21 protein-coding genes and 1 pseudogene are annotated in these 25,349 nt (G+C 62.8%); 4 read left to right on the forward strand and 18 right to left on the reverse strand.

The window, feature by feature from the left end; all coding sequences use genetic code 11:
* The first annotated feature begins 219 nt into the window (after positions 1-219).
* The gene (locus G7068_RS05170) at positions 220-1,677 is read left to right on the forward strand and encodes an amino acid permease (protein WP_244304692.1); all 1,458 of its coding nucleotides are present in this window, start codon (positions 220-222) and stop codon (positions 1,675-1,677) included.
* An 11-nt stretch (positions 1,678-1,688) separates the two neighbouring features.
* On the opposite strand, the gene G7068_RS05175 is transcribed toward G7068_RS05170, so the two are convergent.
* Positions 1,689-2,915 carry an acyl-CoA dehydrogenase family protein gene (locus G7068_RS05175; RefSeq protein ID WP_205881354.1) on the reverse strand — a complete coding sequence of 409 codons (1,227 nt, stop codon included), beginning with the start codon at positions 2,913-2,915 and terminating at the stop codon, positions 1,689-1,691.
* 164 nt (positions 2,916-3,079) lie between these two features.
* Here G7068_RS05175 and G7068_RS05180 point away from each other — a divergent pair, with 164 nt between their 5' ends.
* Positions 3,080-3,775, forward strand: a complete 696-nt coding sequence (locus tag G7068_RS05180; protein WP_166289850.1) for a TetR/AcrR family transcriptional regulator — start codon at positions 3,080-3,082, stop codon at positions 3,773-3,775.
* Positions 3,776-3,800: 25 nt separating this feature from the next.
* On the opposite strand, the gene G7068_RS05185 is transcribed toward G7068_RS05180, so the two are convergent.
* The 6 genes from G7068_RS05185 to G7068_RS05210 form a co-directional block, all read right to left on the reverse strand.
* Positions 3,801-4,427 carry an MBL fold metallo-hydrolase gene (locus tag G7068_RS05185; protein ID WP_166289853.1) on the reverse strand — a complete coding sequence of 209 codons (627 nt, stop codon included), beginning with the start codon at positions 4,425-4,427 and terminating at the stop codon, positions 3,801-3,803.
* A complete protein-coding gene (locus tag G7068_RS05190; RefSeq protein ID WP_205881355.1) occupies positions 4,427-5,512 on the reverse strand; it encodes an S-(hydroxymethyl)mycothiol dehydrogenase in 1,086 nt (361 codons plus the stop codon). The genes G7068_RS05185 and G7068_RS05190 overlap by 1 nt, the downstream gene beginning before the upstream one ends.
* A gap of 75 nt (positions 5,513-5,587) precedes the next feature.
* Positions 5,588-7,807, reverse strand: a complete 2,220-nt coding sequence (secA2, locus tag G7068_RS05195; RefSeq protein WP_166289859.1) for an accessory Sec system translocase SecA2 — start codon at positions 7,805-7,807, stop codon at positions 5,588-5,590.
* Positions 7,800-8,816 (reverse strand): NADP-dependent oxidoreductase, encoded by a 1,017-nt coding sequence (locus G7068_RS05200; RefSeq protein WP_166293007.1) that lies wholly within the window; start codon positions 8,814-8,816, stop codon positions 7,800-7,802. Before G7068_RS05200 ends, secA2 begins: the two co-directional genes overlap by 8 nt.
* A 52-nt stretch (positions 8,817-8,868) precedes the next feature.
* Complete coding sequence (locus G7068_RS05205) at positions 8,869-9,255, reverse strand: DUF1304 domain-containing protein (RefSeq protein ID WP_166289862.1); 387 nt, start codon at positions 9,253-9,255, stop codon at positions 8,869-8,871.
* A gap of 96 nt (positions 9,256-9,351) precedes the next feature.
* A complete protein-coding gene (locus G7068_RS05210) occupies positions 9,352-11,175 on the reverse strand; it encodes an ABC-F family ATP-binding cassette domain-containing protein (protein WP_166289864.1) in 1,824 nt (607 codons plus the stop codon).
* Positions 11,176-11,285: 110 nt separating this feature from the next.
* Here G7068_RS05210 and G7068_RS05215 point away from each other — a divergent pair, with 110 nt between their 5' ends.
* Positions 11,286-13,070, forward strand: coding sequence for an alkaline phosphatase family protein (locus G7068_RS05215; protein ID WP_166289867.1), 1,785 nt, complete (start codon positions 11,286-11,288; stop codon positions 13,068-13,070).
* Positions 13,071-13,076: 6 nt separating this feature from the next.
* Here the strand turns inward: G7068_RS05215 and G7068_RS05220 are convergent, their stop codons facing one another.
* The 8 genes from G7068_RS05220 to G7068_RS05255 all read right to left on the reverse strand — a co-directional run bounded on the left by G7068_RS05220 (position 13,077) and on the right by G7068_RS05255 (position 21,698).
* Entirely contained in the window at positions 13,077-15,749 is a 2,673-nt protein-coding gene (locus G7068_RS05220) for a penicillin acylase family protein (RefSeq protein ID WP_166289870.1), read from the reverse strand.
* A 91-nt stretch (positions 15,750-15,840) separates the two neighbouring features.
* Positions 15,841-16,023: a hypothetical protein gene (locus G7068_RS05225; RefSeq protein ID WP_166289872.1), complete on the reverse strand. Its 183-nt coding sequence runs from the start codon at positions 16,021-16,023 to the stop codon at positions 15,841-15,843.
* A gap of 19 nt (positions 16,024-16,042) precedes the next feature.
* Positions 16,043-16,723, reverse strand: coding sequence for a DsbA family oxidoreductase (locus G7068_RS05230; RefSeq protein WP_166289875.1), 681 nt, complete (start codon positions 16,721-16,723; stop codon positions 16,043-16,045).
* 43 nt (positions 16,724-16,766) lie between these two features.
* Positions 16,767-17,702 carry a 4-(cytidine 5'-diphospho)-2-C-methyl-D-erythritol kinase gene (locus tag G7068_RS05235; RefSeq protein ID WP_166289878.1) on the reverse strand — a complete coding sequence of 312 codons (936 nt, stop codon included), beginning with the start codon at positions 17,700-17,702 and terminating at the stop codon, positions 16,767-16,769.
* A gap of 29 nt (positions 17,703-17,731) precedes the next feature.
* On the reverse strand, positions 17,732-18,664 hold the full coding sequence (rsmA, locus tag G7068_RS05240) for a 16S rRNA (adenine(1518)-N(6)/adenine(1519)-N(6))-dimethyltransferase RsmA (protein WP_166289881.1): 933 nt from the start codon (positions 18,662-18,664) through the stop codon (positions 17,732-17,734).
* On the reverse strand, positions 18,661-19,563 hold the full coding sequence (locus tag G7068_RS05245; RefSeq protein WP_166293008.1) for a TatD family hydrolase: 903 nt from the start codon (positions 19,561-19,563) through the stop codon (positions 18,661-18,663). The genes rsmA and G7068_RS05245 overlap by 4 nt, the downstream gene beginning before the upstream one ends.
* Positions 19,564-19,571: 8 nt before the next feature.
* Positions 19,572-21,155: a methionine--tRNA ligase gene (metG, locus tag G7068_RS05250; RefSeq protein WP_166289884.1), complete on the reverse strand. Its 1,584-nt coding sequence runs from the start codon at positions 21,153-21,155 to the stop codon at positions 19,572-19,574.
* A 42-nt stretch (positions 21,156-21,197) separates the two neighbouring features.
* Positions 21,198-21,698 carry an OsmC family protein gene (locus tag G7068_RS05255; protein ID WP_166289887.1) on the reverse strand — a complete coding sequence of 167 codons (501 nt, stop codon included), beginning with the start codon at positions 21,696-21,698 and terminating at the stop codon, positions 21,198-21,200.
* Between the two features lie 88 nt (positions 21,699-21,786).
* On the opposite strand from G7068_RS05255, the pseudogene G7068_RS05260 reads away from it, so the two are divergent.
* Positions 21,787-23,147 (forward strand): annotated as a pseudogene (locus G7068_RS05260) (aminotransferase class III-fold pyridoxal phosphate-dependent enzyme).
* Between the two features lie 121 nt (positions 23,148-23,268).
* Here the strand turns inward: G7068_RS05260 and G7068_RS05265 are convergent.
* The 3 genes from G7068_RS05265 to G7068_RS05275 form a co-directional block, all read right to left on the reverse strand.
* Complete coding sequence (locus tag G7068_RS05265; RefSeq protein WP_166289890.1) at positions 23,269-24,102, reverse strand: PP2C family protein-serine/threonine phosphatase; 834 nt, start codon at positions 24,100-24,102, stop codon at positions 23,269-23,271.
* A gap of 29 nt (positions 24,103-24,131) precedes the next feature.
* Complete coding sequence (locus G7068_RS05270) at positions 24,132-24,935, reverse strand: YaaA family protein (RefSeq protein ID WP_166289893.1); 804 nt, start codon at positions 24,933-24,935, stop codon at positions 24,132-24,134.
* Positions 24,936-25,088: 153 nt separating this feature from the next.
* Positions 25,089-25,349, reverse strand: a complete 261-nt coding sequence (locus G7068_RS05275) for a F0F1 ATP synthase subunit epsilon (RefSeq protein WP_166289896.1) — start codon at positions 25,347-25,349, stop codon at positions 25,089-25,091.

The following is a 25,349-nucleotide window of genomic DNA, read 5'->3' on the forward strand; positions in this document are numbered from 1 at the left end:
GCCCTTGAGATTACGCCACGAGACAGGTGCCAAACCTGAACTGACGCAGCGAGTCGAAAGCCTACTGGACCGCAGCTCAAGTTCGTTAAGCAACATCTGGCCGATAAGATGATTTCTAGTGCGTCTTTTTACCTGAAGATGCAGACTATCTATTAGCGGCACACAACGCCCGAAACACGTAGGCATATCCCGCCGCATGCACAGGAAGCAGAGTCTGACGTGTCGAACTCAACCCCGCAAAAAGAGCATGTAAAGCTAGAGCGAGGTCTCTCAAACCGCCATCTCCAGCTCATCGCCATCGGTGGTGCGATCGGCACCGGGCTCTTCCTCGGCTCCGGCAAGATCATCAGCCTCACTGGCCCCTCGGTCCTGTTCATCTACGCGGTGATCGGCTGCATGATGTTTTTTGTCATGCGCGCGCTCGGCGAGATCCTGCTGTCGAATCTGAATTACAAGACCTTCGGTGACATTGCGAAAGACCTCATCGGCCCCTGGGCAGGATTCTTCGTCTCCTGGACCTACTGGTTCACCTGGGTGACGATCTGTGTCGCTGACATCATCGCGATCACTGTCTACGTGTCCACGTTCAATGCCGCGATACCGAGCTGGCTTCCCGCCGTTATCGCCGCCGCCTTTCTCACCATTCTGAATTTGCAGCCGGTGAAGTTCTTCGGCGAATTCGAGTTCTGGTTTGCTCTCATCAAGATTGTGGCGATTTTGGGACTTATCGTTACCGGCGTTGTGCTTCTTGTCTCAGGGTTCCGCAATCCCGATACCGGCACGAGTGCCTCTCTCGCAAACCTCTTCAACGACGGTGGGCTGTTTCCGTTCGGGGTAGGCGGCTTTTTGCTCGGTTTCCAACTCGGTATTTTCTCGTTCATCGGCGTTGAGCTGATTGGCACAGCGGCGGCCGAAACGAAGGATCCGCACCGCAACCTGCCGAAGGCCGTCAACTCGATCGTGCTGCGCGTGATCATTTTCTACATCGGTGCACTCACCGTGATCATGGCAATCACACCCTGGCGTGATCTCGACCCCGAAGCCAGCCCCTTCGTCACCACCCTCGCTTACGCGGGTCTCGGTGCTGCAGCACTCGCGATCAACTTTGTTGTACTCACTTCGGCCGCTTCAAGTGCCAACTCAGGCTTTTACTCGGGCACCCGCATGATGCACGCGCTTGCACAAGACGGCCACGCACCGCATAAGTTTGCGCTGACCGATGCTCGAGGGGTGCCTCGCCGCGCGGTCTTCTTTTCATGCGTGTTTCTCTTCTCGGCCACACCTATCTTGCTCGCGGGCGAAAGCGCCATCGAGGCCTTTACCTTCGTGAGCTCGGTGGCTTCTGCCCTGATCCTGTTTGTCTGGAGCATGATTCTGGTCAGCTACCTGAGCTACATCCGCAAGTTCCCGGAGCGGCACGCCTCCTCTACATTCAAGGCTCCGCTCCCGAAAATTGCCCCGTGGATAGTGCTCGCGTTCTTCGCCTTCATCATCTTCACAATGTTGCAGGCCCAAGACACCCGCGAACCGCTGCTCTACACGCCCATCTGGTTCGCTATCCTCGCCATTGCCTGGCAGTTGCGCAAGCGCGCCCTGATTCGTGAGGGTCAACCGATCACAAGTGCCGTAGAGCTGCCCGGCATGGGCGAAGATGCCGAGGACCTCTCTACGAAGTAAGCGGGAGGCTCCTACACAAACGCCGAGACACCCGTGATCTCGCGGCCGATAATGAGAGCCTGAACGGTTTCAGTGCCCTCGTAGGTGTGGATCGACTCGATGTCTGCAAAGTGTCTGGCCACGCGATTTTCGAGCAGGATCCCGTTGCCCCCGAGCAGGTCTCTCGCGTTGGCGCACATGGCGCGCGCGGTGCGGGTCGCCGTGTACTTACCGAGCGATGCGCCGGGCCCGGTCAGCTCGCCCGCGTCTTCTGCGCGGGTCAACTGCATCAGCAGCGTTTGCACCGAGGTGAGCTGGCTCAGCATCTCAGCGAGTCGGGCCTGCACAATCTGTGATGCCGCGAGCGGGCGCCCGAACTGCACACGCTGCTTCGCGTAGTGCACGGAGGTTTCGTAGACCGCGGTTGCGTGGCCGAGCGCCGCCCAGGCAACGCCGAGGCGGGTGGCCCGCAGGATCCGCGAGGTGTCCTTAAAGGAGTTCGCACCGGGCATCTTCGCGTCTGCAGCGACGCGCACGTTGTCGAGCTCAATCTCCGCCTGCCAGATTGCACGCAGTGAGGCTTTGCCCTCGATGGTCGTTGCGTTATAGCCGGGCGCATCCTGGGGCACCAGGAATCCCTGCACCTGGCCGTCATCGCCACGAGCCCAGACCACCGTTATCTGCCCGACGCTGCCCGAGCCGATCCACTTCTTGTGGCCGTTGATCACAAAACCATCGCTTGTGGTCTCGGCGGTTGTCTCGAGCGATACCGAGTCCGAACCGTGAGTGGGCTCGGTGAGCGCAAAGGCGCCCAGTTCTTGTCCGCGAGCAAGGGGCTCAAGCCAGCGGCTCCGCTGCTCCTCAGAACCGCAGGCGGCGATTGACCGCAGGGCCAGCGCGCCCTGCACGGCGACGATGGTCGCGATCGAACCGTCTCCCCTTGCTAGCTCCATGGTGGTGAGCCCGGCGGCGAGCAGGCTCTGCTTCGGAAACCCCGGCACGTCGATACCGTCACGCAGCAGGTCGAGATCGCCAAGCCGCTTCGCGAGGTTCAGCGGGTACTCCGCGCGATCCCAGTACCCCGCAATCACGGGTTTCACCTCTTGCTGCACAAACGCGCGAGCCCTGTCGCGGTAGGCGCGATCCTCGCTCGAAATACCACTGAAGCTGCCCGCTACGTCCGCATCAATCGGCTCCCAGAGCTCGTATTCGGGTTCCAGGGTGCCGGGGGCAATCGATTCTGTCTTCGCGTGCAACACAGGTGATCCTCTCTCGGTGATCCCGCTGATCGATAGCGGTTCCTCCCTTGAGAATGCCTGAGACTCGGTGTCAGGTCAAGTTGTTTGAGGTTAAATAGTGGCTAATTTTGTGAAATATTGCGTGAAACCAAGTCCCAAATTCACCACTGTGCTAACTTCACCGTATGGTCACAAACCAGCCGCCCGCAGCGTCAGCAAAAGACAATGCTCCCGAGAACTCGGTCGCCGCGATCCGCCGCCTCACCGAGAAGGGATACGACAGCACAACTGCCGAAGACCTCGCCGAAGCCGTCGGCATGAGTCGCAGCACGTTCTTTCGCCGCTTTGGCAGCAAGGACGACGTGGTGTTCGCGGATCACGACCACGCGCTCACCCAGCTCGAGCGCTTTCTCGATTCGACCACGCTGCCGCCAGCAGAGGCGGTGGTGGAGGGAACCGCCGACGTGCTTCGCCTTTTGGTTCGGGATCCAGAGGCCGCGCGGCTCCGCTTCGAACTCATGCGTCTCACCCCCTCGCTGCGCGACCGCGAGCTTGTCATAACGCACCGCTACGAGCGGGTGTTTGCCCGCTACCTGCAGGCAGCGCTACCCGCCGAGGCAGCAGCATGGGCGACCCCAGCTCTGGCAGCGGGTCTTGTCGCCGTGCACAACACGACGCTGCGCCAGTGGCTGCGCGATCCCCACCCCGATGTGGTGCCGCTGCTCTGCAGGGACCTCCGCCAGCTCGTGTCGTCGTTTACGCCGTGGCTTGCGAAGCCCGGCACTACCCCCGGCGCCAACCGGGTCATGGTGGCGGTCTACGACACGGCGGCTTCACCCGAGGAAGTACTTTCCTCGATAGCCGCCAAGCTCGGGGCGTAGACCACCCACCGCACAGAAGCGCCGCTCAGTGACCCCGCGCGATCCACTCCGCTAGGTGCGGAGCCTCCGCCCCAATCGTGGTCGTGTCGCCGTGGCCCGTGTGCACGACGGTCTCGGGCGCCAGCACGAGCAGCCGATCCCGAATCGAATCGATGATCGTCGGGAAATCGCTGTACGAGCGACCCGTCGCGCCCGGCCCGCCCTGAAACAGGGTGTCTCCGGTAAACACCGCGCCGAGCGCCGGCGCAACGAAACTCGTCGAGCCCGGCGAGTGCCCCGGCGTGTGCACGGCAGTCAGTTCGATCCCCGCGATCGGAATGACCTGACCGTCGGCGAGCTCGGCGTCGGGAGCTTCCTCGTAGACGGCGTCCCACAGCATCCGGTCAGCGGGGTGCAGGTAGATCGGTGCCCGCAGCAGCTCTGCAGCCTCGCGCGCGGCACGAATGTGGTCGTCGTGCCCGTGCGTCAGTAGGATCGCGGCAACACGACGTGTGCCAACCGCGTCGGCGATCTCCGCGGCATCGTGCGCGGGGTCGATAACTACGACCTCGGAGTCGTCGCCGACGATCCAAACGTTATTGTCAACGTCCCAGGTGCCACCGTCGAGCGAGAACGTGCCGCTCGTAACGTGGCCCTCAATTCGTGCCGCCATTACAGCTCCACCACCGATCGCAGTACGGTGCCGTCGCCCATGCGGGCGAAGGCAGCTTCAACATCACCAAGACCAATGCGCTCGGTCACAAACCCATCGAGGTCGAGGCGACCCAGCTTGTACTGATCAATCAGCATGGCGAAGTCCCGACTCGGCAGGCAATCGCCGTACCACGACGACTTCAGCGATCCGCCACGACCAAACACATCAAGCAGCGGCAGCTCAAGCTGCATCTCTGGGGTTGGCACGCCGACCAGCACCACCCGCCCCGCAAGATCCCGCGCGTAGAACGCCTGCTTGTAGGTTTCAGGGCGACCGACCGCGTCAATCACCACGTCGGCACCGAACCCGCCGGTGTGCTCCCGGATCGCCTCAACCGCGTCTAGCGAGCGCGAGTTGACGGTGTGCGTCGCGCCAAAGCGCTTCGCCTGCTCAAGCTTTGCGTCGTCGATGTCAACAGCGATGATGGTCGTGGCCCCTGCGAGCTGAGCGCCCGCAATCGCGGCCGTACCCACACCACCGCAGCCGATCACAGCGACGGACTCGCCTCGCTTGATCTCGCCCGTGTTCATCGCAGCGCCGATCCCGGCCATCACACCGCAGCCGAGCAGCCCGACTGCCGCGGCGTCCGACTCCTCATCGATCTTCGTGCACTGACCCGCCGCGACAAGCGTCTTCTCGATGAACGCACCAATGCCGAGTGCGGCAGACAATTCCGTGCCGTCTTCGAGCGTCATCTTCTGCTTAGCGTTGTGCGTTGCGAAGCAGTACTGCGGCTGGCCCTTGGCACACGCGCGGCACTGCCCACACACGGCACGCCAGTTGAGGATCACGCGATCCCCCACCGCGACCTCGGTCACACCCTCGCCAACCGCCGCAACCCGGCCGGTGGCCTCGTGGCCCAGCAGAAACGGGAACTCGTCGTTGATGCCGCCCTGCTTGTAGTGCAGGTCGGTGTGGCAGACGCCGCTCGTGATGATGTCAACGACGGCCTCCCCCGGGCCCGGATCCGGCACCAACACCGTTTCGATGGTCGCGGGCGCGTTTTTCTCGCGAACAACAACACCTTGAACTCGATACACCATAGGGATTCCTTTCGGGCAGATCTGTGCGCGGCGGCACACTCACCTCAGGCTATCGAGATTCCTTGCTTTGTGGGACTACTCGGCACCCATCACCCGGGTACGCCACAGCCGCCCAAGGTTCCTGGCAAAACGGTCTCCCGTGCTGCCAAAGGGATCATCGTGGGTCATGTAGGTCCAGGTTGCTGAGGGGCGGATCAGCCCAAGCTCTTCGACATCTTTTCCGACGTCTTCCGCGCTCAGCCCGAGCATAAATTCGGCGGCTCGTTCGAACGCGGCGTCAAAGAATCCCTCGAACGCCCGAAGCGCTGTGATGTGAAACTCCTGCACCGGATCCTGCCCGCCGAGCGAACGCAGGTGAATACCGTCGCGAACCTCTTGCAGCTCGGCTAGGTGCCGGGTCCACTCGCTGTCGAGAAAATGCAGTGTGGCGAGCCGCGTGGTCTCCGCAACGGCCTGCTCGCCGCGAGCAGCATCAAGCTCGGCGAGGTGCTCCGGGATCAACTCACCGAGCTTTGTCAGCCCAAGTCCGTGATGCTCGACCCTGTCGCGCACCGCGAGCACGGTGGCTCGCTGCTCCGATATCGCCCGGTTGTACTCCTGGGTTGCCCTGTGGCGATCCTGGCGAATGCCCTCTGCGATCCGCTGGGCGGTGTCGACGATCTGCCGCCGATCCCGCGGGGCAAGCGCATCTCCCTGAGCCTCCACCTGCTTGAGCAGGTGATCTGGAGCGTTGTGCTGCACGAGATCATCTTCGAGCGACACAAAGACCGTGCTCGATCCGGGATCGCCCTGCCTGCCCGAGCGCCCGCGCAACTGAGCATCGAGCCGCCCGGACTCATCGCGCCCCGCGGCCAGCACCGCAAGACCGCCGAGGCTGACAACACGATCGCGGTCGTGCTCATCTGGCCCACCCAAACGGATGTCGGTTCCGCGGCCAGACATCTGGGTTGAAATGGTCACGGCACCGTATTCACCCGCTTTCGCAATGACCGTCGCCTCTTCTGCGTCGTTCTTCGCGTTGAGAAGTCGGTTCGGGATCGCGGCCTCGCGGAGCCGCTCGGCGAGCTGCTCCGACTCGGCGACACTTCGGGTGCCGACGAGAATCGGCTGGCCGGTACCGTGCCTGCGGCTGATCTCGTCGACCAGAGCCGCCCACTTTTCGGCCTCCGTCAAAAACACGCGGTCTGGCTCGTCAACGCGCTGGTTGGGAACGTGCCGCTCGATCCTGCCAGATTTGAGTCCATAAGAATCTTCGAGCTCTTCCGCAACGGCGAGGATCGTGCCGCTCATGCCCGAGAGGGTCTCGTAGCCACGCAGTAGTTCGTGCACGGTCATGGTGTCGAGCACCACTCCGGCGGGGGTGGCGGCGAGGCCCTCCTTCGCTTCGAGTGCCGCGTGTAACCCGTCTGGCCAGCGCTGCAGCTCGGAGACACGGCCTCTGCTCGCGTTGATAAGTCGGATGCTGCCGTTCTCCACGAGGTAATCGACGTCGCGAATCAGGGCAACTCGCGCGTGCAGAGCGAGATTAATGGCGGTTAGCCGATCCATGTGGGCCGCAGCGTACAGGCTAATGCCACCGAGGGCACCCTCGAGGTGTTCGAGCCCCTCGTCCGTGAGAGTCGCAACCGCCCTGTCTGAGCTGACCACAAAGTGTGTGTCCTGCTCCAAACCAGCGACCAGGTGGGTTGCCTCGGTGAACTCCTCAGCGACGTGCCCGCTGCTTCCGGCAAGCACCAGCGGAACCATCGCCTCGTCGATCATCACGGCGTCGGCCTCGTCAACGATCGCAACGTCTCGGGTCGGGTTCACACGAGCTGCCTGCGAGACGGCGAACCTGTCACGCAGCACGTCGAACCCGATCTCGCTGACCGGTGCGTACACAACGTCGCACTGGTAGGCCCGCTGGCGTTCTGCGTGGCTCGTCTGTTGCCCGATCCACGCGACCGTCATATTGAGGGCCGCGTAGAACGGCCCCATCCACTCCGCATCTCGCCGCGCGAGGTAGTCGTTGACGGACAGCACGTGCACGCTACGCCCGTTTTGAACGTGACCGGCCGCGGCGAGCGCACCGACCAGGGTCTTGCCCTCGCCCGTGTCCATCTCGATCGCGTGACCCGCGAGCAGGGCCCGGGTTGCCAACTGCTGCTCGGAGAAGGGCTGCAGACCGAGTGCTTCGGCCGCAACCTGACTCGCTTCGGTGGTGAACGGTGTCGCCTTGGCGAAGCGCTTGAACGAGACGGACCCGGGCTTGCCGAGCAGGCGCGACGCCCAGGTCTGCGGCTTCGTGTTACTCACCTGTTCGCACGAGCATCTTGCCCGTGTTGGCCCCGCGCATCATGTCGATAAACGCGTCGACCGTGTGCTCAATGCCGTCGACAACGGTCTCATCGTAGGCAATCTTGCCTGCAGCAAACCACTCGGTCATGCGAGCGTTGAACTCGGCGGACAGGTCGAGGTGCGCCGAGAGCGTGAAACCGCGAATCGAAAGTGCACGGGTGATGATGTTTGCCATGTTGTCGGGGCCCGGCACACGCTCGGTCGAGTTGTAGGCGGTGATTGCACCGCAGAGCGCGAGTCGTCCGCCGTCGTTCATCATGTCGAGCGCCGCCTCGAGGTGGTCTCCACCGACGTTGTCGAAGTACACGTCGATGCCCTCGGGTACCGCCTCAGCAAGCTGCTTGCGGATCGGCGCGTCCCTGTAGTTCAGGGCCGTGTCGTAGCCGTACTTCTCGGTGAGTAGCCGCACCTTTTCGGGGCTGCCCGCTGATCCGATGACCCGCTTCGCGCCCAGCAACCGCGCAATCTGTCCAGCGGCAGTGCCGACCGCACCGGCAGCCCCCGAGATAAACACGGTGTCGCCCTCGCGCATCTGCGCGATCCGAGTGAGACCAACGTACGCCGTCAGCCCCGTCATCCCTAAGATGTGTAGGTAGAGCGAAAGGGGCACACCCTCTAGCTCGGGCACCGCGCGGAACGTTGCCGCATCGGCCTGGATCACGTCGGACCAACCGTGCTGGTGCAACACCACGGTTCCCACTGGAAGGGTGTCTGCGGCAGACGCGATGACCCGGCCGATTGCTCCCCCGGTGATCCGCTCGCCAATCGCGTACGGGGCGACGTAGCTGCGCACGTCGTTCATGCGGCCACGCATGTAAGGATCAACGGAGACGTACGCGTTGGCAACACGCACCTCGCCGGGTTTCAGATCGCCGAGTTCAACGGTCGCGACGTGAAAGTTGTCGTGCGTCGGCCACCCGGTGGGACGCGCTGCAAGCTGGATTTCGGTGCTGGTCATGGGCTGCATAAAAACCTCTGTTTCGACGTGGCGCGGTGCCGCCCGCGAGATCATTTCGAGCCTACATCGCAACGGCGATGATGAGCAGAATAACCGCTACGAGCGGAATCGTGCCCTGTTTGAGGGCCGCTCCCCGTTTGTCTGGCGATGACAGCAGGAGCACTGTCGCCGCCGCGGCCATCGACCCAACACCGGCAAAAGTGAGTGCTGCGCCCGCAGGCACCTGTCCGATGGCGAGCAGGATCACCCCGACCGCGGTCACGATAGCGAGAAACAGGTTGTAGAACCCCTGGTTGAAGGCCATCTCGCGGGTGGCCTCGGCCTCTTGCTCGCTGATGCCGAAGGTCGCCCGGGTCTTGCGGCTCGTCCAGGTGATCGACTCCATCACAAAGATGTAGACGTGCAAGAGTGCGGCGATCCCCGCCAAAATCATTGCTGCGATCAACACGATGCTCCCCCTCAGCGCTCGCCACCCCTGTTGTGGAGCGTTGCGTTCACTGTACCGCCACCTCCCCGTTCCGCGGGAGGTGTGAGACGTGAGGAGTCAGGAAAGCTGTTCCGAAATCTCCAGCCAGCGCTCTTCAAGCTCGCCGACCTCAGTCTCGGTCGCTCGCAGCTCGTCACCAATCGCGCCGAGGCCCGCGTAGTCGCTCTGGTCGTGATCGGCCATGCGCGCGTGCAGCTTCTTGATCTCGCCGTCAAGTTTCGCGAGTCGACGCTCTACCGCCTGCTGTTCTTTCTCGACGGCGCGGCGCTCTGATCCGCCAAGTGCGAGGCTCGCGGATCCCGCTGTCGCTGTTGCTGCCGCTGCTGTGGGCGCGGCGACCTGGCCCGAGGCCTCGTTCGCCCGCTCTTCAGCATTCCGCAGCTTCAAGTATTCGTCGACGCCACCGGGCAAGTGCCGCAGGTGATGCTGCAGGATCGCGTACTGCTGATCAGTGACACGCTCCAAGAAGTAACGGTCGTGCGACACCACGATCAGGGTGCCGGGCCAAGAGTCGAGCAGATCCTCCATCGCCGCGAGCATGTCGGTGTCGAGGTCGTTGGTTGGCTCATCGAGAATGAGCACGTTGGGTTGATCGAGCAGGATCAGCAGCAGCTGCAGGCGTCGCTTCTGGCCACCCGAGAGATCCTTCACCGGGGTCGACAGCTGTGCGCTCGCGAAGCCCATCTGTTCAAGCAGCTGACCGGGGGTGAGCTCCTGAGCTTTCGAGCCGGTGCCAACGGTAAAGCTCGTGCGCAGTCGCGAGATCACCACGCGCACGGGATCGTTCAGGTGTTCTTCGAGCTCATCAAGCTGCTGCGTGAGCGTCGCGATCTTTACGGTCTTGCCGCGCTTTACTCGACCGGAAGTCGGCTCAACATCGCCCGAAATCAGCCCGAGCAGCGTTGATTTGCCGGCACCGTTGACCCCGAGAATTCCGGTGCGCTCACCCGGCGCGAGTAGCCAGGTCACGTCTTCGAGCACCTGCCGCTCACCGTAGGCGACACCCGCGTCCACAATGTTCACCACCTCTTTGCCGAGGCGCGCAACGGCCATCGACTGCAGAGAAACACGATCCCGAATCTCGGGCACATCGGCGATGAGCTCGTTTGCCGCGTCGATACGGAATTTCGGCTTGGCCGTGCGTGCCGGAGCGCCACGGCGCAGCCAAGCTAGCTCCTTCCGAGCAAGGTTCTGTCGCTTCTGCTCGATGGTCGCGGCCTGGCGATCCCGCTCGACCCGCTGCAGAATATACGCCGCGTAGCCGCCCTCAAACGGCTCGACGATGCGGTCGTGCACCTCCCAGGTTGCGTTGCAGACCTCGTCGAGAAACCAGCGATCGTGAGTGACGACCAACAGTGCACCCTGCCCGTTTGGCCAGCGGCGCTTCAGGTGGTTCGCGAGCCACGCAATCGCCTCAACGTCGAGGTGGTTCGTGGGCTCGTCAAGAGCAAGAATCTCCCAGTCCCCCACCAACAGGCGTGCGAGGGCAACACGGCGGCGCTGCCCGCCGGAGAGCGAGTCGACGGGTGCGTCCCAGGCGAGATCTTTTACGAGTCCAGCGATCACCTCGCGGGTGCGCGAATCTCCGGCCCACTCGTATTCGGGACGGTCGCCAACGATGGCGTTCCCGACGGTCTCACCGCCCGCGAACACATCGGCCTGGTCGAGCACCCCGATCGTGGTGCCACCGCGCATAGTCACCTTGCCGCCGTCGGGATCGCGCCTCCCGGCCAGCATCATGAGCAGGCTAGATTTGCCGTCGCCGTTGCGGCCCACAATGCCGATGCGATCGCCCTCGGCAACGCCAAGCGTCACTGAGTCGAACACGACCTTCGTCGGAACCTCGAGATGTAGGGACTCTGCCCCAAGAAGATGTGCCATAACGTCTCAAGCGTAGTTCACGCGGCTGACTTCGAAATCTGCCCGACACAGCTGGCGGAAAATATGGAAGAGTGAAGAGCGTTGGCTGATCGAAGGTAGGGGGGGGGATCGTGAGCGCATCGGAGCACGAGGATGAGCCGCAACAAACTCTTGCCGACGCTCCCCCGGAGCAACCACAAGCGGCTTCCCCCAGCCGACGCGGGTTCCTGAAGACCGGCGGGATCCTCGCCGCGGGAATCGCAGTGGGTGGTGGGATCGGCGGCGCAGCTGTTCTCGCGTCCCAGCGCCAGTCCGGCGGATCTCCCTACATTCCTGAAGAGTTCGCGATCCCTAAGCCCCGCAGCGAGCCAGGGTTTGACCATCTTGTCGTTGTGATGGGCGAGAATCGATCCTTCGATAACCTGCTCGGTCACCTGTACACCCCAGACGATCCCCCGAAGAGCGGCGGTTTTGAGGGGCTGGCCTTTGGCAATTACTCCAACACCGCCGCAGACGGCACAGTGGTGCCCGCGCACACCTATCGCGGGCCGACCGATGTAATTATGGGGTTGCCGGATCCCGATCCCGGCGAAGAGTACCCTCACGTCAACACGCAACTCTTCGGTCGCCTCGACGAGCACAATCGCGGCAAAGAGGTCGTCGATATGACCGCGCCCTTCAACGCACCAAAGCCCGGCGCGAAGCCCGACATGCGGGGCTTTGTGCTCGACTACGAGGTCGATTTCGAGGGGCGCGAGCGGCGAAAACCGTCAGCGCGTGAGCGCGATCAGATCATGGGATCCTTCACACCCGAGATGCTGCCCGTAATTTCTACGCTCGCCCGCGAGTTTGGTGTCTACGACCACTGGCACTGTGCCGTGCCAAGCCAGACGTTCTGCAATCGCAGTTTCTTTCACGCGTCGACCTCGCACGGCTTTGTCACCAACATGGGTGGCGGCGGCTACCGGAAATGGCTAGACGCGCCCCCAACCCCCACCGTCTTCAACCGGCTTGAAGAAGCCGGACTCACCTGGCGGATCTACTTCGACGAGATGCAGCTCGTCTCATTCACCGGCTTTATTCACGCGCCCGCACTGCGCGAGTTCTGGAACACCGAGCACTTCGCAACGATGCGGCAGTTTCATGAGGATGTGAAGTCCGGCAACCTGCCCGCGTATGCCTTTGTTGAGCCGCGCATGATCTTCGACCACAACGATTTTCACCCGCCCGTGGGGCGCATTCGCGAAGACGGCGTCGACGGGCACGAGATCTACAACGGGGCAGTGTCAGATGTGCGCGCGGGTGACGCACTCATTCACGAGATCTACTCTGCAATTCGCTCCTCAACTGCCGAGGTCGGCTCGAACTACCTCAATACTGCGCTTCTCATTACCTTTGATGAGCACGGTGGCACCTACGACCACATTCCGCCACCAGAGGCAACGCCACCCGACAGCAGCGGGGCGGGCGAAATGGGGTTCACTTTCGATCGGCTCGGCTGCCGTGTGCCAGCGATATTTGTGTCAGCGCACACCGAGCGCGGCACCGTGTTTTCTGAGCCGATGCACCACGGCGCTCTCGCCGCAACGCTCTCCGAGCGTTTTGGGCTCGAGCCGCTCACCCGGCGAGACAACGGGGCTCCCTCACTGTTCGGGGCGTTCAATCGAAAGGTGCCCCGTCACATCGCAGACTGGCCGCAGACGCACCCCGCGTACGTGCCACCGAACCCCGAGGTTGGCCCGCATCCGGCTGACGCCTCCCCCGATCGCCCGTTGAGCCCGCCTGCCCGCGGACTCATTGGGTTACTCGTCGAGATGTTTGGCACCCCCGCAGAAAAGGCGCACCCGCCCCAGACCTTCGCCGAAGCTTACAAAGTGCTCACCAAGTACAGTAAGGGGCTGTTTGGGCCGCAGTAGCTCTCCCTAATCAGTTGCTGGGCGAAGCACGAGCGTGTTTGTGGTCGTGGCCTTCACCGCTCCTGGCGAGAAGGCCCACCCGTATTGTTCTCCCTTGGCCCAGCCCTCCGTCTGATCGGTGTAGTTCGAGCTGAAGGCGTGGCCGCTCTGCCCGGTGAGATTTTGCCAGGTCGAGGCGTCCCAGTCACTCGGATCCATAACGGTTCGCATCGACGGCACGGTGGTCGTCTCGTAGCCGTCATCGAGCGACCAGCCCGTCGCATTCACCACACCCGATCCTCCGCCGACGGAGTAGGGGCCGCGGTTGAACAGCCACTCGATCGGAGCGATACCGCTCTGCCCGAAGGTTCCGCTCGTCAGCGACAGAGCGTGGAGTTTGCCCCAGTTCCAGTTTTTGGGGTTGTCGCCCTGTAGCTTGACGAGCTCTTTATACGCCTGCTTCGCGGCGAGTTCAAAGAACTCTTGCCGGTTGCTTGCGTTGCCATTCTTTGCGCTCTGCCACCACTTCGATTCGGGATCGTTCAGTTGTTGCTCGAACACAACCGCAAACCTCGATTGGCTGCTTCGCGGCACATCCACGTCAAACTCATCGACCATCTGCGCGGTCACGTGCCGCCAGAGAACGTTCGCAAATGCGGCAGCGGCGGAATCAGGATCGTTCTGCCCGTTCCAGTCTTTCAACATGCTGAGGGCCTTGTTCACGTCACCATCGTCAACCGAGACATTCGCGTAGGCCTGTTGCAGGGATTTCGCTGCCGGGAACTGGTTATCCATCTGGATCTGCGCCATGTCTTTTGCGGTCACTGGCCCCTTGTCGATCTTGTTTTCAAGGAGTTCCACGATGCGCGCGGCCCGGTAGCCGTAGTCCCAGTCACGGCTGAGGAAGTACGGGTAGTTGTCGTTCACGATCGCATTGTTTGCGGTGACGACATACCCCGACTTGGGGTTGTAGGTGGTCGGTTGATCCTCAAACGGGATGAACCCCTGCCAGTCGTAGGCACTGTCCCAACCGGGTTGCGGCAGCCAGCCGTCCCCGGCTCCGCGTATTGGCAGCTTGCCCGGAGCCTGGTAACCGATGTTGCCCTCTAGGTCCGCGTAGATGAGATTCTGCGCTGGTACGTCAAAGAGCTTCGCGGCGGCCCGAAATTGAGTGAAGTTCGTGGCGGTGTTGAGCTTAAAGATCGCTTCAGGGGTGGTGGTCACGTCGAGAGCCGTCCAGCGAAGGCTGAGCGCGTATTCGTCGCCCTCCGACTGCGCCCCAGCTGACGGTTCCACGGCTTTCTCCGCCGCACCCACACCATCCCCCACACGCGGGTTGTCAGCGATCGCCGTGAAATCAGGTGTCAGCCCCGACACGATGGGTCCGTGCCCTGTCGAGCGCACCGTCAACGGCACATCTTTGCCGCCGGCCACCTTGATCGTTTCCTCGCGAGTTTCGATTGGGTGCTGTTTGCCGTCTTGCAAATAGTTCTCGCCCGACACCCTCTCGACATATAGGTCGGCGACGTCCGTGGTGAGGTTCGTGAAGCCCCAGGCAACGTGCTGGTTGTGCCCAATCACGATTCCGGGCAGACCCGAGAAACTAAACCCTGCAACGTCGAAGGGGCATTCCGCGGTGACGGTTTTGCACCGAAGCTGCATCTGCGTCCAGACCGATGGGAGGGCGGCCCCGAGGTGGGGATCGTTCGCCAGCAGGGGTTTACCGGTTGCGGTGTGCTCCCCGGCGACGACCCAGGAGTTCGAACCCACCCCTTCGCCCTGGTCGGCCACCATCTCGTCAACCTGATCGACTGCGTCGGTCAGCGAGCTGACGTCTGCGGCCGCCACCGTTTCAACCCCGGAGGGCTCCTTTTTGGCTTCCGACATGACCGCGGCGCCCGCCGGGTCATCCGCAAGGATAACGGGGTGCTCGCCAAACGGGTACTCCGGATACAGCTGCTTGAGCGTTGGAGTGTCCAGCTTCTGGGCCAGCAGCGCGCGTTCGGTTTCGTCTTCGATGTTTGTGCGCAGATCCCAAGCCATCGCCTTAAACCAGGCGACGGAGTCCGCCGGTGTCCACGGTTCGGGTGTGTAATCTGCGTTCTGCAGCCCGAGAACCGCGTACTCGAGAGACAACCCCGAACCTTGCCGTTCCTTCAGGTAGGCGTTCACCCCGTCTGCGTATGACTGATAGAAGGCGCGTGTTTCGGCGGGCAGCGCATCAACCTCTTTTTCGGCGATGCGATGCCAGCCAAGCGTGCGCAGAAACTTGTCAGTGCCGAGTTGGGACTCACCAAACAGCTCCGAGAGCCGCCCAGCGGTCATGTGCCTCCGGAAGTCCATCTCCCAGAACCTATCCTGCGCGTGCACAAATCCCTGCGCAAAGAACAGGTCACCCGTGTTTTCTGCAGTGATCGTGGCAATGCCGCGCTCGTCCCTCTGCACGGTGACATCAGATCGGAGTCCCTCACCGCCCTGTGCAGCGGCGACCGCGATTTCGCCCGATACCTGCGGAAAGGATCGCGTGACCGTCCACGTTCCAAACCCGATGGCGGCAAGTGCGATCACCACAACGGTGCTCAGCACAATCAGCAGTGCGCGCCGAAGCCTTCGTCGCGGTCGTTTTTTGGCTTTGGGGTTGCGGCTCGCGTCTTCGAGCTCGGGTGAATCGGTCGGTTGAGTTAGACCAGACGACTGCATCGGCTTCTGACCTCCGGGTTTGGAAGAGTGATGTGCTCAGCCTATCCATACCCTCGGACATTCAGGGTGCCACCCAGCAGAACCCTATTCGCTAGACGCTGCAGCAGCCCCCACCGCAGCAGGATCCGCCCTCGCTGTCACTCAGCAGGTTCAAGATCTCCTGGCTCTCTGCACTCGCGAAGGCCGCCGCCGAGGCAAGACCGGCCTCCGCGTCCAAAACCGGAGCCGCTGCTGCAGCAGCCTTGGTATCAACCGCACTATCCTGATTTGTCATATTGAACTCCCGTATCAACTTACTTCTGAACTGTTTCTTCGCCGCGCACGAGTCCGAGCACCTGCTCGAATGCTCCCGCAAAAGCTTCCGCTGACTGCGCGCCAGACACACCGTACTTTTCCTCGATCAGAAAGAAGGGCACCCCGGTTACCCCGAGCATCTGGGCCCGAGTGATGTCGCGGTCAACGGCCTCACCGTATTCCTCGCTGTCGAGCGCAGCGCGTACCTCTTCTGGATCAAGTCCAACCTCTGCACCAAGACGGGCAAGCGAGTCGGGATCCGACATGTCTTCGCCCTGCTCAAAATAGGCGCGGAAGAGGCGCTCCTTCATCGGCTCCTGCAGCCCACGATCCTTCGCGAGATGCAGCACCCGGTGGGCACGCCTGGTGTTCGCGTGCTTCACTTTACTGAAGTCAAAGACGGTCTCTTCGCTGGCAGCCATCTCGGTCATCTGAGTGAGCATCTGCTCGACCTGCGCGGCGGGCATGCCCTTGTGCTTCACAAGGAAGTCGACCTCACTCCCCGCGAAGTCGAGCGGCGTATCGGGTGCCAGCTCGAAGCTGTGGCTTTCAACCACAACGTTGACGTCGGGGTGCTGCTCTTGGAACGCAGCTACGCCGTTCTCAAAGCGGTGCTTGCCCAGGTAGCACCAGGGGCAGGCAATGTCGGACCAGATATCAACGCGGATCGTTTCACTCACGCCAGGTGCAACCACCTGGCGCGTGTCACTATTCCCGGGTTTCTCAGTGAGTGTCGAGCACCCGAGCACCCACGACGGGGCCCGTGACGGTGAGTGCGCGGTGACCGGCACGGGTCAGCACTCCCTTAAGTTCTGCTGCCTCTTGCGCGTCACTCACGAGAAAGGCCAGGGTCGGCCCGGATCCAGACACAATGCCAGAGAGCGCCCCGCGCGACTCCCCCAGTTCGAGCACTTCGATCAGTTCAGGGGCCAGCCGCAGCGCGGCAACCTGCAGGTCGTTGTGCATCGCCTCGGCGAGCGTCGCGGCATCGCCAACACGCACGGCCTGCAGCACCTCGGTGTCGACCTTCACGTACTCGGGCTGCGGGCCCAGGTCGCCATAGTGATCTTCGCGGTGCTGGTCGAGCGTGCGGTACACGACCGGCGTGCTGAGACCCGTGTCGGGAAGCGCAAGTACCCAGTGAAAGCTGCCCTTTGCGAGCGCCGGGCTCAGCTCATCACCGCGACCGGTTCCGACGGCGGTGCCGCCCTCGAGCGCAAACGGCACGTCGGCTCCGAGCTTCGCGGCCAGAGCATGCAGCGTGGATCGGCCGACCCCCGTACCCCACAGCTCGTCGCAGGCAAGCAGCGCAGCTGCTGCGTCAGCGGATCCACCCCCCATGCCGCCAGCGACGGGGACTCGTTTGAGTACACTCAATTCGACTCCCCCGGTGTAACCGGTGTGCGCGGCAAGCATTTTGGCCGCGCGAAGCGCCAGGTTGGAATCGTCGAGTGGGATCCCGCTCACGTCTACGGGGCCACCGAACCGAACCGAGAACTCATTCGACTCGGTCGCGGTGACCTCTTCGAACAGCGAGACAGCCTGATACAGGGAAGCGACATCGTGGTAGCCGTCGTCTTGCAGGGCCCCCACTCGAAAAAACACATTGATCTTGCCCGGTGCCCTCACGGTCACTGATCGTCGCTGTTTTGTCCCCATAGCTACCACGCTAGCGCAATGCTGACTGCCTAAATGACCAGAGCGTGCGCTCGGGCGATTGCTAGAAACTCGACGATGCTGAGTTGCTCCGCGCGGGCAGTCGGCTCAACCCCCGCGGCCTCTAGTACCGAAACGGTTTGCTCCAGTTGACCGAGCACGGGCTGCAGCGCCTGCCTCAACATTTTGCGACGCTGCGCAAAAGCTGCGTTGACGAGCTCGAACGTGAGCTGACGCTCCGCTTTCGTGCCCCGCGGCTCGCCACGCCGCTCATACGAGACCAGAACCGAGTCGACGCCGGGCACCGGCCAGAAGATGCGCCTGCTGACCGTTCCGGCGATCCGCCACTCGCCGTACCACGCCGCTTTGGCGCTGGGCGATCCGTACTCCTTTGAGCCCGGGCCGGCGGCGATGCGATGCCCGACTTCGGCCTGCACCATCACGAGTCCGCCGCGAAGCGCGGGGATCAGTTCGAGCAGGTGCATCAGAATCGGCACCGAGACGTTGTAGGGCAGGTTAGCGACGAGAATCTCGGGGCCCGCCTGGGCCGCCTCACCCGTGCCTGCCAGTTCCAGCTGTTCAGCGGTGACTTCCAGCGCATCACTGCGGATGACCCGCAGTCGCTTCGCAGCGTCCGGCTGCATCTGACTCACGGTTGTGGGCAGTTCGGCGGCCAGACGGTGATCGATCTCTACCGCTGTTACGTTGGCGCCGGCCTCGGTGATCCCGAGTGTGAGCGATCCGAGTCCCGGACCAACCTCAATGACCTGGTCACCAGCCTGTACCCCCGCAAGCCGCACGATTTTGCGGACAGTGTTGGGGTCGATGACGAAGTTCTGACCGAGTTTTTTGGTCGGCGAAACGCCGAGGCGCTCTGCAAGTTCGCGAACCTCGCGGGGACCCAGCAACGCGGCAGCGCTGTCAGCCCCCTCCTGGCTGGCGGCTACGCTCGGCTCATCGCTCATGCGGCGACCTCCCCCGCCTCCGCGGGATCCCAGCTGCCATACACGCGCTCGGTGTTGGCCGCGACGCGCGCGCACACGGCCTCAAGGTCTTCGTCGAGGGTGTCGGCCATGCGCCTGACGGTGTGCGGCAACAGGTAGGGGGCATTTGGCCGGCCGCGGAACGGTTCTGGCGTCAAGAACGGCGAGTCGGTCTCAGTGAGGGTCAGCTCGGGTTTTGCAACGCTGAGCGCTTCGCGCAGCGTCGGTGCGTTCTTGAAGGTCATGGTTCCCGCAAACGACATGTACCAGCCGTTGTCGTTGCAGATGCGGGCGAGTTTGGCATCACCCGAGAAGCAGTGGAACACCGTCTTTTCGGGGGCACCAACACGCTTCAGCGTCGCCACAACCTCGTCGTGCGCATCACGGTCGTGAATCTGCAGCGCAATCTTGTTGGCCTTCGCAATCTCGATGTGGGTCTCGAAGGACTCGATCTGCGCGGCACGACCGTCTTCTCCCGTGCGGAAGAAATCGAGTCCCGTCTCGCCAACAGCTCGCACGCGCGGCTGTGCTGCAAGACGAGAGATCTCGGAAAGGTGCGCGCTCAGTTGCCCCTGCTCAAAGAGCTTTGGCGCCTCGTTCGGGTGCAGCGCAACCGCGGCGAGCACTCGCGGGTCGTGCTGCGCGAGCGCAGCGCTCCATCGGCTCGTCTCCAGGTCTGTACCGACCTGTACGACGCCGCGCACTCCAACGGCAGCCGCCAGGTCCAGCGACTCCGTTGGGTCAAGCTGGTCGAAACCGTCCTCGAACTCGAGGTGAGCGTGGTTGTCGTAGACCGCAAAGGGCAAGGGCTCAGGGCTGGCGGGCCGAGTCAAATCTCGGCCTTCCGTCTGGTGTCGCTTGCGCAGCCCCGCGGGAGGCATCTCGCTACTCACTCTTTTGCCTCGGTCTCGATGCGCGGGAAGAGCACGGCAAGCGAGTGCTGAGTGGTGCCCGGCACAAGCTTGCCCCAGACTCCTGCCTCGCGAATCGGCTGCGCAGACAGTGCGCCCAGGGTCTCTTTAGCCCCAAGCGCGAACCACAGCTTCGCCGTTGCCTCGGGCAGCACGGGCGAGAGCAGCACGGCAAGCGCACGAAGCCCCTCGGTGGTCGTGTACAGCACGCGGGCCAGACGATCACGCTGCGCGGGATCTTTAGCGAGCACCCACGGCTCTTGCTCGGTGATGTACCCGTTGAGTGCATCGACCAGCTCCCACACGGCCGCAATGGACTCGTGGATCGCAAACGCCTCGATGTGCGCGTCGGCCCGGGTGGCCGCGGAGGCCGCGAGCTCCCGAATCGCCGCGTCTGCCGCGAGCTCTTCGCCCGGCTCGGGCACACGACCCTCGAAGTACTTCGCGTTCATCGCGAGCACACGACTGGCAAGGTTGCCGAAACCGTTCGCGAGTTCTGCCTGGTAGCGAGCAGCAAGGTCTTCCCAACTGAACGAGCCGTCGTGACCAAACGAGATCGCGCGCATGAAGTAGTAGCGGAACGCGTCTGCCCCGAATGTGTCGGTGATCTCGTTGGGAGCAATACCCGTGAGCTTCGACTTCGACATCTTCTCGCCGCCAACGAGCAGCCAGCCATGAGCGAAGACGTGATCCGGCACCTCAAGCCCCGCAGCCATCAGCATCGCAGGCCAGATGACCGCGTGGAAGCGCAGGATGTCTTTGCCCACGATGTGGGTGCCTGGCCAGCGCCTCGCAAACTCTTCGTCGTTGGCACCGTAACCGGTCGCGGTGACGTAGTTGAGCAGCGCGTCGAACCAGACATAGGTGACGTGGGCGTCGTCCCACGGAATCGGAATTCCCCAGTCGAACGAGGTGCGTGAGATCGAGAGATCTTCAAGGCCCTGCTGCACAAACGCGACAACCTCGTTGCGCGCGCTCGCGGGCTGCACGAAGTCAGGGCGCTCTTCGTAAAGCGCGAGCAGCCGATCCTGAAACGCGCTCATCTTGAAGAAGTAGTTCTTCTCCTGCAGCAGTTCGAGAGGCTTCGAGTGGATCGCGCAGACCTTCTGGCCTTCGAATTCTCCTGTGCCGTCGACGATCTCACTCTTCGGCTTGAATTCCTCACAGCCGACGCAGTACAGCGCCTCGAACTCGCCCGCGTACACGTGCCCGTCGTCGTAGAGCTTCTGCAGGAACTTGGCAACGCCGGCCTCGTGCCGCGGCTCTGTCGTGCGAATGAAGTCGTCGTTCGAGATGTTGATCGTGTTCAGCAGGGGTTTCCACGATGACTCGACGAGGCGATCCGCCCACTCCTTCGGCTCAACACCGTTTGCCGTTGCCGTGCGCAGGATCTTCTGCCCGTGCTCGTCAGTGCCGGTCAAGAACCAGGTGTCGTCACCCGCCTGACGGTGCCAGCGTGCGAGCACGTCTGCCGCGACCTCCGTGTAGGCGTGCCCAATGTGCGGGGCATCATTCACGTAGAAGATGGGCGTGGTGAGGAAGAACGAATCGGGCTTGGCCATGGGGTCCATTGTATTGGGAACCACCGACACAGACGCTCCGTGTTACAGCGGGCTGGAATCTGAGTCGTTTTCTGGGCCCGCCACCACGATCTCGGGCTCGTGACGCACCGGAAAGTTTACGGAGTTTGCAATGAAGCAGTGCTCGCGGGCTTCGGCATGGGCGGCACGCGCTGCTTCCACCATCGACACGTCTGCAACCGTGACCCGTGGCCGAAGCACCACCTCGGTAAAGGCACCACCCAGGCCTCGCTGCTGCATGGTTCCCGTTGCCTCGTCGGTGTAACCGGTCACCACAACTCCCTCGCGCACGGCCATGTGCAGGTAAGATAGCATGTGGCACTGGGCGAGCGCGGCCACGAGCAGTTCCTCGGGATTCCACCGCTCGGCGTTCCCGTGAAAGGTGGGATCGGCCGATCCTTCCAGCGGCTCTTTGTTCGCGGCGTGGATCAACAACTCGCGACCGTAATCCCGATACCCGCTTGTGCCGGTGCCACGATTGCCACGCCACTCAACGCCGACCCTGTACTCGTGCAGCCCGTTCATGCTCACAGTCTAGAGATTCAGCGGCGAACAGAACTTTGTAGGAACAAACTCACCGTTGCCCCTGTACTCCCGGAGTAGGATCGATCTCATGACTGAAGCGACCCTAAGCCCTACAGTTCCTACCGACCAAGACTCGATCCCACAGGAGCGTCGTCTGGTCACCGAGATTCCCGGGCCTCGCTCTCGCGAGCTCCAGGAACGCCGCAAGGCCGTTGTGCCACCGGGTGTGCACAGTGTGCTGCCGGTGTACATCGACCGCGCGCACGACTCGATCATCGTCGACGTTGACGGTAACCACATCATCGATGTGTGCGGCGGGATCGGCGTCACCACTATCGGCCACACCGACGACGCGGTGGTTGCAGCAGCTACAGCGCAGCTCAACAAGGTCACCCACACCCTGTTTACGATGACCCCCTACGAGCCCTACGTGCAGGTCGCCGAGCACCTCGCCGCGAGTGTGGCCGGCGGCGAGGGCTACAAAACGCTCCTCATGAACTCGGGCGCCGAGGCCGTCGAGAACGGCGTCAAGATCGCCCGCAAGTACACCGGCCGTCCCGGTGTTGCCGTGCTCGAGCAGGCCTACCACGGCCGCACCATGCTGACCTCAACCATGAACTTCAAGGCAGCCCCCTACGCACTCGGCTATGGCCCCCGCGCGAGCGACGTCTACAAGGCCCCGAACTCGTACCCGCTGCACGACGGGCTGAGCGGCGCAGAGGCCGCTGCACGCACGATTGCCTACCTCGAAAAGACAGCAGGGGCTGAGGATCTCGCCTGCCTCGTCGTCGAACCGATCCAGGGCGAGGGCGGCTTCATTGTTCCCGCAGACGGTTACCTTCCGGCGCTCGCCGAGTGGTGCCGCGCAAACGGCATCGTGTTCATCGCAGACGAGGTGCAGGCTGGCATGGCTCGCACCGGCACCATGTTCTCGATCGAGCAGTTTGGTGTCACCCCAGACATCGTGCTCTCGGCAAAGGGCATCGCGGGTGGACTCCCCTCGCAGGCATCACCGGTCGCGCCGAGATCATGGACAAGTCGCAGCCCGGCGGTCTGGGCGGCACCTTCGGTGGCAACCCGGTCTCGTGCGCCGCGGCTGTCGCGGTGTTTGAACAGATCGAGGAGCTGAATCTGCTTGAAGAGGCGAAGCGCATCGAGGCTACCTTCGGCGCCGGGCTGAAGCAGCTGCAGGCAAAATACAGCTGCATCGCAGAGGTCCGCGGCAAGGGCGCAATGCTCGCCGTCGAAATCGTAAAGCCCGGCACACTCGAGGCCGATCCTGACATGGTTGCCAGCGTGATCAACGCTGCCGCCCAACGTGGCGTACTGCTGCTCAGCACGGGCGCTTACAACCAGGGCATCCGCTTCTTGCCCTCGCTCAAGATGAGCGACGAGCTGATCCACGATGTCATCTCAGTGCTCGACGAAGCGTTTGCCGCTAGCGCGTAGTCCACGCGATGCACTCTCGGCACGTCAGCCGGTACTGACAGCTCAGCCGGTTGGGATCCTGGGATCCCAACCGGCTGACGTGTCTGTACCGGCTGACATGAAACCAGCGCTGGGTCTCCAGCTAGTCGAGCTCGATCCCCGCAGCCTCAATGCTGCCGGTATCGATCACGTCACCCACCGCGTGCACGTCGATCACAATCACGGTCACGTTGTCGCGCCCAGCGTTGTCAAGCGCCTGCTTCACGAGGGACCGAGCAGCCCCCTCAGCGGTACGCGCGTTCGCGAGAAAGTGCTGGATCCCGATATCGGTGAGCTCTTTGGTGAGCCCGTCTGAGCAGATGAGGATCCGCTGGCCAGGGATCAGTGCAAGCGAGGTGTAATCGGGCACGGGAGCCTCATTAAACCCGACTGCGCGGGTAATCACGTTGGCGTGCGGGTGAACCTCTGCCTCTTCTTCGGTGATCGCACCGGTGTCGATGAGGTGCTGGACGACCGAGTGGTCAACAGTGACCTGGCTCAGCGCGCCCTTAAAGTACTGGTACACACGCGAGTCTCCGATATTGAAGACCTTCCACGTCGGCTCACTGGCCTCGGTGCCGATAACAACGCCCGTAACGGTCGTTCCCGCACCCAGCTCGGTCTCGCCCGCGTCGAGTTCGATGTCGTCTACCGCGTCACCGAGCACACCATCAATATCCTTTTCGGATACGGTTCTGCTCCCACCGAGCTCAGCGAGGCGCCGAACGACCGCGGCCGACGCAATCTCGCCCGCGGAGTGGCCGCCCATACCATCGGCTACCGCAAAAATCGGCGGAATGGTCACGAAGCTGTCTTGGTTCGTCTCGCGACGGAGGCCTACGTCGGTGAGCCCAAACCACGAAAGCTCGATCTCAAGATCGCAGTTTTCGCGATAGCGCAGCCGCTTACGGGTGGCGTTCTCACCCCGCGCAGTCACAGTAGATTCCCCTTAGGCACCCGAGTATCCTATCGCGACCCGGTCGTTGCCCGGTCATTCGACCCTGAAACAGGGGCCCCGAGGTCGGTTAACAGGGTGAGCTGGCCGTCGAGTCCGCTTCTCGTCAGATCTATTCCAGCTTCCACAGCCCAGGCGACGAGGTCGTCCTCTCCCGCAATCTCAGGCCGGGCAAGCGCGAGCCGACGCACCAGATCCCCCTTCGCTGCCTTATTGAAGTGATTCAGGGCGCGCACCTCTCCGTCCGCACCACGCTGAGCCACGTGCAGCGCAGCGCCGGCTCCCTCGGGCAGCGGCGCGAGTTCCGCGTAGTCTTTGGAACGCAGGTCAAGGATCCAGCCCTGCGCAGCCCAATCGATTCCCTGATGAGCAACGCGCCAGGCGGCCTTCAGACTAGTGTCCAGGCCTGGCAGCCGCGAGCTCGCGGAAAGCCGGTACGCGGGAATCGGATCCCCCGCACCAACAAGCCCGAAGAGCGCGGACTGCACGAAAACGTGCGCGTTCAGCCAGCCACGGGCGTCAGCTTCGAGACTCGACACATCGAGGGCGTCATAGAGTACGCCCGTGTAACGCTCGATGGCGGGCATCACCCCGCTCTCCCGCAGCCTGAGATTGTGCTCGAGTTCATCGCGGTTCTTCACCCCGAGCTTGAGTGGCTTCACAGCGGCCTCTGCGTCTGAGCTGAGGGCCTCAAGTGCGGCGCGAACACTCTCACGAGCGTCACCCAGCACACCGGCGGCGCGCAGGTCACTGAGGTTCAGGATCCCTACTCCCCCGGGGCGCTTAGTCTCAGAGGGCGGGAGAAGAATCTGCATGGTGCCTCCAGGCTATCGGCAACTGCTGAGTCAAAGACGAAAGGCCGCACGCTCCGAGGAGCGTGCGGCCTTCACCACCATCGACGGCTTTAAGCCGCGACCTGGCGCAGTGGCGCCACCAGCTGTCGCAGCAAAACGCTGGCGCGTTTTGCTCTAAGCGACAGCTGCCTTACCGGCGACAATAGTCACTGTGTTGTGGTCAACCGAGAGGAATCCTCCCGCTGCGTCCACGGCGATCTTCTCTCCGCTGGCAGTGGTCACACGAATCTCACCCTCGGCGAGGATCGCAAGCATGGGCTGGTGCCCCGCAAGAATACCGATCTCGCCTTCAGTGGTCTTCGCAATGATCTGGGTGGCAGCGCCCTCCCAGACACGTCGCTCAGCTGAGACGACACTCACGTTGAGTTCGGCCAT

Source organism: Leucobacter viscericola (genome assembly GCF_011299575.1).
GTDB lineage: Bacteria > Actinomycetota > Actinomycetes > Actinomycetales > Microbacteriaceae > Leucobacter > Leucobacter viscericola.